Below are 8102 nucleotides of genomic sequence, written 5' to 3' on the forward strand. Positions count from 1 at the left end.
AATTACGATAAAAAAAAGCGGCAATTAAATTCTTTTGTTGTTACAAACGGGATATGAACTTTTACGATGAGCAAACGCATGAAATCGGCGAACGCTTCGTACCCTCAAAATTACAGCTGCAGCTAATGCTAAACATCAATGAAAAGTCTACAATCCATACTGTTTGAAAAATAATCAGTCTGCGGATTTCTAATAAAGGCGGAGCTGTGCTTAAACCAAAAACCGTGATTCCTCAGCAGTTCATACACGATCATCCTATTCATCATGGCGAAGAATTTGGTGTGTTGTGTTGGAATACTCAAAAACTTACCGAAACACCAGATTTTCAACGTGTTTTGACTGGCGTTTTAGCAAACTACCCCTGTCTATTTTTGTTGCTTCAAGAGGCAAAACTGACGACGAAAAATAACTGGTTACTACCACAATGGTCTTATGCTATTGCTCCAAATATGCAAACACGTCGCTCTGTTTATGGTGTACTCACCGCAAGCAAGTATGCTTTTACAGAAGCTCAAACTCGACTAAGCAGAAAGCGCGAAGGCATGTTCGCCACACACAAAAGTTACATGCTCTCGTATCACTCGTTAGCAGGGGGCGGCTCACTGTTAGTCGTCAATGTTCATGCTATGAACTTTGTTCGTGCGAACCAATTTTCTCAAGAAATAGAATTCATCAAAGAAGAGCTATTAGGACACAAAGGACCGCTTATTGTGGCCGGCGATTTTAACGTGTGGAGCCGTCAACGCCGCTTGCGCTTGCTGCAATTCTGTCGCAGCGTGGGTTTACGGCACGCCATTATGGTCGACCCACATCATATTAAAACCTACCGGCAACACCCTCTCGACTTCATCTTCTACCGCGACCTGTCGCTACAAGGAACCTCCGCGATCGATACACGTAAAGTTTCTGACCATAACCCTCTTTATGCACGATTTAAGTTATAGCGACGCATGCAGCTTGGCTTACAGGTGCTCAGCTAGTTCGATCACGCTTCAATATTCTTTATCTGCGTCGCCAGCGTATTCCTGATCAGTTAACGGCATAGATACGGAAATTGCCCGTGCAAACTTGGAACTTAGCCAGCTATCAGAATATTGAAAACTCAAAATATTCAAACGCGATGTCAACGTGCCAACAAACTGGTCGTTCATGTGGCAATACAGTGTACTCTCAAGTTTGCGCCGGCCCATTACCAAATAACCTCATTGCTAGTTGGCGCGCTTTCTTTAACGGTGTCGGCGTTTAGCTGAATACCTAGCGCTGCAAAAACACGTAGCAAGGTCGATGTGTGCATTTCCCCTGTGCGGCCAAGTCGGCCGGACGCTGAATGATCATGAGTACACCTCATAGATGAAGTTAGGTTCATAAATAAAATGCGTTTTGAAGGTCTCGATAGTTAGGATAAAACGCTCTTGCCTGGCGGGTGCGCCATTTCGGTTTGCCTCAATCACTACCCATTGAATAACCCAAGCATACGCTTTACTCTCACAACTCTCATCAGCCTGAGTGACTTGCCTCCCTATGGACAATTCGATACCGCTGACCCCGCGGCTCACAAAGCTGGTTGATGGTTATCCCCCGCTATCAGATGGTCGTAGCGGTCAATATCAACACCAACACCGACAACTTCTGGCACTTCGGCAGTATTTCTACTGAGATTGCGCGTGGTTTTATCAGACATCGACAGTCGCTCTAGCTTAAAGATAGCATTTCTTAATATTCAACCTGCTTGATTTGAATATCATTTAATTGACAAAATAAGTCGAATAGTATATCAATATATGTGCATCTTAGACTAACATGCCAATAAGGTGATATGCAATGAGCGTAAAAAGTACCGTTAAAAAACACTATGTGCAGATTGTAAATAACGCTGCAAAACAACTAGAAAACCTAAGGAGCCCACCAGATGGGTGGCTTTCGGGGTTGCGTAAGGCTCTAGGAATGTCAGGTGCGCAGGTTGCAAGACGCGCTGGGGTTAGCCGCAACGCTATTTATCAGGCCGAGCGCAACGAGTTGAACGGAGCCATAACGATCAAGCAGATGCAGAAGTTCGCCGAAGCAATGGGTGGACGATTCGTCTATGCTATCGTTCCTGATAATGGGGAAGTTGCTGACCTTATTCAAACCCAAGCGCGGCGCAGAGCTGAAGCTCTGGTCATGCGGGCCAGCTCTCATATGGCTTTGGAAATGCAATCGTTAACGAGACAACAAACTGCACAGCGAATTGATGAACTGACGGGTGAACTCATCCGGGATATGCCGACCGATTTCTGGGACCTGAAATAGTGTTTGAAGAGCCAGACGGAGCCACTCCTCTCGACCCTGATGAAATGCAGGGACTTAAGTTTAAACATGTTTCGACTCGCGGCGAACTAGATGAGCTAGAGCAAGCAAACATTGAACAAGGTCTTGCATGGATATCGCGCCAGCGGGGCGGCTCAGTCTTCGATGATGGCTTCATTAGAACACTACACAAAAAGCTTTTCGGCGATGTCTGGACATGGGCAGGTGAATACCGTCTTACAGAGAAAAACATCGGTATCGATCCGCTCCACATTTCGATGCAGATACGTCTGTTGCTCGATAACTCAAAATACTGGGCCGAGCATGAGACTTTCCCGCCTCTAGAAGCTGCAGCTCGATTTCATCATCGTTTGGTGCAGATACATCTATTTGCGAATGGCAATGGTAGGCACGCTCGTATTGCTACCGATATCATGCTTGAACAAGCATACAACCACCCTCCTATCGCTTGGGCAAGTGGCTTTAATCTGCAAGCGGATAATGAGCGCCGCAAAAATTATATTACCGCCCTCCGTTCTGCCGATGCGGGTGATTTTCAGGCACTCATTGCCTTTGTATCGCCCCACTCGGCTCTACTTGTTGGGGAGACGTCAAAGTCGCAGACAACTTAAACCCGACAGTCGTCACAAATTTCAGCCGTCGGCATGTAAGCAAAACTCTTCTCGAGAAGATGCCTCAAAGGCTTATCGCAATAATGTTTTCTGGTTACATGCGGGTGTGAGCGCAAGCGCCCTTTCAACACATTATTGCCAACATCGGTCAGTAATGGATTAGCTGGGTCAATCGATGGTCCTAATGCTCGTGTCTTTAGCTCCGGTGGTAAAGCCAATACCGGCACTGTCGCTGATAATTGCGCTGCCATAAAAAACGCAATCGAATAACGCTCAGTACCTTGTGTAGGACTCTCAACTTTATGATTTGTGGCTTTCAAAAAGCCATTCGACGCCAGCTCCAACAGCTCGCCAATGTTCACCACAAGTGCGCCCGGAATTGGCTCGACATCGACCCACTCGTCACCCCGCTCAACCTTGAGCCCACTTTGTGAATCCTGCATCACCAACGTCAGATAACCCGGATCTTTGTGCGCGCCAACCCCTTGCTGTGTAGATTGCTGCGCAGGATAACGGATGAGCTTGGCATGAGTGTAGGGCTGTTCGCCTATTGTTGCGTCGAGCGCATTGCGGTCGACACCCAGTGATGCGCAAAGTTTCTGCAATAAATTCACCGTTATGTCGCTCAATTTACGTTGCAGCGTCGAAAGTGCCGGTTTAAGTGTTGGCATGGCGCCAGGCCATAAGTTAGGTCCAATCAATTTTTGCCATGGGTACTGAAGTTGCTCTGGCGCCAGCGTCAGCTCTTCGTTCATCCAGTCAAATTGTTCGCGTGCATCTAGCCGACCGGCGGTCATTTCATTGCCCACTGAGTTATAACCGCGAAAATGGGGCGAATGAATCATATCAACCCTTTGTTTTTCTTCGCTCGAGAGCTGAAAGAACTGCTTGCTCAACGCCAGGTAATCTTGCTGCGCGGCGTCGCTTAAACCGTGGTCGACAAGATAGAAAAAGCCGACTTCACTGGCTGCATGACGCAATTGCGCCAAGCCTTCGTCAGAATCGAGCGAGGCCATAGAGATAATGGGTAGTGTCGCAGCGTAAGCGTACATAGGTAAGCGCTCCTTATTAGCGTAATCGCGCTCACTATAGGCCGCTGCGTATAATTTATGAACGAACCAATCTCTCTAAGTTAGATTGTTTCGCTATAGCGCCTGTTTACTTGCCACTTCGATTTCACGATTCAGAAACGTGTTTGGTTATATACACTGACGCGAAAGCGCGTTAGTTTTATGTAATCAAATGAACGCCTACGGGCTTTGCGAGGAGAAATCTGCATGATTGTACGAACATTAGAAGATTGCCGTAATTCAGACCGAAAAGTGGATGGTGAAACCTGGAACAGTGTCAGAATGTCGCTCAAAGACGATAATATGGGCTACTCCTTTCATATCACCACCATCTATGCCAACACCGAAACGCCGATTCATTATAAGAATCATTTAGAGACGGTTTACTGTATTAGTGGCGAAGGCTCTATTTTGGATTTGGCCACGGGCATTGAACACCCGATTAAGCCTGGCACGGTGTACATGCTGAACAACAACGATAACCACATTCTTAAGGCTCAATCAGAATTGCAATTGGCTTGTGTATTCAACCCGCCGCTGAACGGCAAAGAAATTCATGGAGCAGACGGTGCATATCCTCTTGAAGCCGAGGTAGTCACCGACTTATGACGCTAGATCAATGGTTTATTCTCGCCATTCTGCTGGCGACCGTGGTGATGTTTTTGCTCGGTCGCTGGCGCCACGACATGGTGGCTTTGGCGGCACTTTTAGCTTGCGTTATTGCTGGGCTCGTTGATGGTTCTGCTGCATTTAGCGGCTTTGGCCACCCGGCTGTCATCACCGTCGCCTGTGTACTTATATTGAGTCAAGGTCTGCAAAACTCAGGCGCGGTTGACGCGCTGACGCGTGTCGCTCTGCCCGCCAACGCGGGTACAATCGTGAGCATAAGTGCGCTGGTTGGTTTAGGTGCCTTGCTCTCGGGCTTTATGAATAACGTTGGCGCTATGGCTTTGTTAATGCCAGTTGCCGTACAGGTGTCGAAACGGCTGGAGCTTACCCCAGGCCAGGTATTGATGCCCCTCGCTTTCGGCACCATTTTAGGTGGCATGACTACCCTGGTGGGAACACCGCCTAACATCATTGTTTCAGGCTTTCGGGCGGAAGCAGGCTTAGGCAGTTTCGGTATGTTTGACTTCACTCCTATTGGACTTGCCGTTGCCGCCACAGGCGTGATTTTTATCGCAGTCATTGGCCGGCGACTGGTGCCTGCACGCAAACAGTCGGGACTCGAGGGCTTTGAATCAGGTGCGTACATCACCGAGGTCCGGGTCGAAGAAGGGAGCAAGTCTGACGGCTTATCCTTGCATGAAATTGAAGCTGAACTGAAAGATGTCGATGCACAGATCATTGGCATTGTGCAGCACGAGGTAAAAATCATTGCCGCAAATCCAGGGCGGCGCGTTCATGCTGGCGACATATTAATGTTGGAAGCAGAAGCCGACGCGCTCAAGGATGTGTTATCCATACTGGGTCTTAAACTGGAAGAGTCGGTCGAAGATGACGAAAAAGAAATTGAAGCGAAGGATCAAACGGAAACCGACCAAGACGACGACAACGAAGAGAGCAAACAAAGCGAAATCGCGCTTTTAGAGTTAGTCGTGCAACCAAGCTCCCGACTCGTAGGACACTCCGCCAAAGACATCCTGCTGCGCACGCGCTATGGCATTAATTTGCTCGCATTTTCGCGCGAGGGTAAACGCACGATGAAGCGGCTCCGGGCGATCAACTTCCAATCTGGTGATTTACTGCTGATGCAAGGTCCACCTGAGGCTATTGCAGAATTTGCCGCGGACAACGGCTGCGTGCCATTGGCGCAACGCGAGCTCCGCATTCCAAGCAAAGCCAAAATTTGGCAAGCCAGTTCAATCATGCTCGGTGCCATCGCTGTCGCCGCACTCGGGTGGCTGCCAGCCGCTGTGTCCTTTGCCTTGGGGGTACTCGTCTCCATGGCAGTCGGCACGGTATCGCTGCGCAAAGTTTACGAAGCGGTTGATTGGCCGGTCATTGTTCTGCTGGGAGCATTGATACCCGTTGCCGGGGCGATGGAATCAACGGGAACTGCTGCGCTTATCGCTACATTCCTGGTCGATAGCGTTGCTCAGGGCAATGCCATTATTGGTTTGCTGGCTATTTTGTTGGTGACGATGTTCTTGTCCGACTTAATGAACAATGCCGCCACCGCAGCGGTCATGTGCCCCATAGCAATTAGTATTTCATCGGTACTCAACGTCAACCCGGATTCATTTCTGATGGCCGTTGCCATTGGCGCTTCTTGTGCGTTTCTAACGCCGATTGGGCATCAGAATAATACGCTGATATTGGGTCCTGGCGGATTCCGATTCGGAGACTACTGGAAGCTGGGTCTACCCATCCAAGTGCTAGTACTAGGCGTTTCCATGCCTCTGATTCTGATCGTGTGGCCGCTGTAACTAAACGTAGTTACGCAGTGAGAACTGTAGTGGCGTAGTTAATTTGGCCGCCTGAAGTCTAGAGTGGTAGAGGAAGCATTGATCAGATATTATTTTCTTTTCGCCACTTAATATTAACTTTTAAAAGCCGCTTGAACGATGTTGACTGATGTAAACTTTGATTCGCTTGCGGTGGGGTTCTTGGTATGACGGTTTTAAATATTCCGATGAATGAGGCCGAGCGCCTTGTGGCGCTGAGAGCCCTACATATCCTCGATACCCCTGCCGAGCGGCGTTTTGACCGCTTAACGCGTCTCGCTGCGCATATAATGGATGCGCCAATTGCACTTATTAGCCTGGTAGATGAAAACAGACTATGGTTTAAAGCGCATTTTGGAATGGATGTATGTGAGGCTCCACGTAAATTTTCATTTTGTAGTCATGCGCTTGATAGTTATTCGCCTTTCATCGTCACGGATGTGGCGCAAGACCCACGCTTTACGAATAATATCTATGTAAAGGGGGCGCCTGGGGTTCGCTTTTATGCTGGTATTCCCTTGCGTGGGCCGGGTGATCATATTGTTGGTACGCTCTGCGTGCTTGACATTAAACCTCGTGAGATAACGACAAGTGATATTGAAGCATTGCAAAATCTGGCAGAAATTGTGGAAGCTGAAATGGGGCATTTAGAATTGGAATCTGTTAGTACTCAGTTACAGCGCAGCAATCAAAAATTGGCAGCAGTTATTCTGGCTTCGCCCTTGGCCATTATTACCTGTGACAGGCAGCAACGTATAGATGTGTGGAATTCCAGTGCTGAGACCTTGATTGGTGTTAAAGCAAGCAACGCAGTTGGCGAACAGTTAGCCGTTATCAACGAAGCAATGTCAGATAAACTATTTGAGATGTCGCAGCAAATGCCTAAAGACGGCATTGTTCGGGGTGAGCTGTTCGATATTCGGTTAGCGGACGGCTACCAGCGACATCTTGAATTATCAGTAGCGCCATTAAAAGGCGTGGATGGGCAGCAAAACGGTTTCACCCTTGTCATCGTCGACATTACTGAAAGAGAACAACTATTGCAAAAGAGCGAGTATGAACATCAGTTGCTTGAGGCTCTCTTGAATAATATAGATGCAGGTGTTGCCGCTTGCGATGAATCGGGTATTTTGACCTTTTTCAACCGCGCCGCCCGCGAGTATCTTGGTGAGCCGATAAGCTCAGGAGCTGAGGAATGGGCGCAACATTATAAGGTTTATGATGCAACGGGGGAGCACCTGCTTACGGCCGAAGAGTTGCCACTTTACCGTGCCTGAAAGGGCGAGAATTTGAACAATTTTGAACTGATAGTACGCCCGAAAGGTAAGCCAGAACGAACGTTTATGGCTAACAGTTCAGCGTACGGATCGGAAAGTACCAAGGATAGCGGCGCTGTTGTGGTGTTCCATGACATCACCGCGCAAAAAAAACTTGAGCGCGACTTGAAACACCAGGCGACTCACGACACCTTGACTGGTTTGCCTAATCGCGAGGCATTAATCGAAATACTGACAGGAGCGATAGCCAGAGCGGAACGCTCTGGTGAAGTGTCAGCTTTGCTCTTTCTAGATTTAGATGGTTTCAAAACGATTAACGATACTTATGGACATCAGGTTGGAGATGAGGTCCTGAAAACACTTGCCAACCGAATTAAAGGCGCAGTCCGG

Annotated in this window: 10 protein-coding genes; 7 read left to right on the forward strand and 3 right to left on the reverse strand. The window is 48.3% G+C overall.

Annotated elements, in window-relative coordinates; translation table 11 throughout:
• Positions 1–206: 206 nt before the first annotated feature.
• The gene (locus tag ACQ5ES_RS11555; RefSeq protein ID WP_445017002.1) at positions 207–944 is read left to right on the forward strand and encodes an endonuclease/exonuclease/phosphatase family protein; all 738 of its coding nucleotides are present in this window, start codon (positions 207–209) and stop codon (positions 942–944) included.
• Positions 945–992: 48 nt separating this feature from the next.
• Here ACQ5ES_RS11555 and ACQ5ES_RS11560 read toward each other — a convergent pair whose 3' ends face one another.
• Both ACQ5ES_RS11560 and ACQ5ES_RS11565 read right to left on the reverse strand, forming a co-directional pair.
• Positions 993–1190, reverse strand: a complete 198-nt coding sequence (locus ACQ5ES_RS11560) for a HipA N-terminal domain-containing protein (RefSeq protein WP_445017004.1) — start codon at positions 1188–1190, stop codon at positions 993–995.
• A 362-nt stretch (positions 1191–1552) separates the two neighbouring features.
• Positions 1553–1681, reverse strand: a complete 129-nt coding sequence (locus tag ACQ5ES_RS11565) for a hypothetical protein (RefSeq protein ID WP_445017006.1) — start codon at positions 1679–1681, stop codon at positions 1553–1555.
• Positions 1682–1821: 140 nt separating this feature from the next.
• Between ACQ5ES_RS11565 and ACQ5ES_RS11570 the strand changes: the two genes are divergently transcribed.
• Positions 1822–2289: a mobile mystery protein A gene (locus ACQ5ES_RS11570; RefSeq protein WP_445017008.1), complete on the forward strand. Its 468-nt coding sequence runs from the start codon at positions 1822–1824 to the stop codon at positions 2287–2289.
• Positions 2289–2918 carry a mobile mystery protein B gene (locus ACQ5ES_RS11575; protein ID WP_445017010.1) on the forward strand — a complete coding sequence of 210 codons (630 nt, stop codon included), beginning with the start codon at positions 2289–2291 and terminating at the stop codon, positions 2916–2918. Before ACQ5ES_RS11570 ends, ACQ5ES_RS11575 begins: the two co-directional genes overlap by 1 nt.
• On the opposite strand, the gene ACQ5ES_RS11580 is transcribed toward ACQ5ES_RS11575, so the two are convergent.
• Positions 2915–3970 (reverse strand): isopenicillin N synthase family dioxygenase, encoded by a 1056-nt coding sequence (locus ACQ5ES_RS11580; protein ID WP_445017012.1) that lies wholly within the window; start codon positions 3968–3970, stop codon positions 2915–2917. The genes ACQ5ES_RS11575 and ACQ5ES_RS11580 overlap by 4 nt on opposite strands.
• Before the next feature lie 225 nt (positions 3971–4195).
• Here ACQ5ES_RS11580 and ACQ5ES_RS11585 point away from each other — a divergent pair, with 225 nt between their 5' ends.
• From ACQ5ES_RS11585 to ACQ5ES_RS11600, 4 genes are all read left to right on the forward strand, one after another.
• Positions 4196–4597, forward strand: coding sequence for an ectoine synthase (locus tag ACQ5ES_RS11585; protein WP_445017014.1), 402 nt, complete (start codon positions 4196–4198; stop codon positions 4595–4597).
• Positions 4594–6417, forward strand: a complete 1824-nt coding sequence (locus tag ACQ5ES_RS11590) for an SLC13 family permease (protein WP_445017016.1) — start codon at positions 4594–4596, stop codon at positions 6415–6417. Before ACQ5ES_RS11585 ends, ACQ5ES_RS11590 begins: the two co-directional genes overlap by 4 nt.
• Before the next feature lie 185 nt (positions 6418–6602).
• Positions 6603–7712 carry a GAF and PAS domain-containing protein gene (locus ACQ5ES_RS11595; RefSeq protein WP_445017018.1) on the forward strand — a complete coding sequence of 370 codons (1110 nt, stop codon included), beginning with the start codon at positions 6603–6605 and terminating at the stop codon, positions 7710–7712.
• 66 nt (positions 7713–7778) lie between these two features.
• Positions 7779–8102, forward strand: a 324-nt coding sequence (locus ACQ5ES_RS11600) for a diguanylate cyclase (protein WP_445017020.1), incomplete at its 3' end; no start/stop codon positions are given.

This window comes from Pseudidiomarina xizangensis (genome assembly GCF_052541995.1).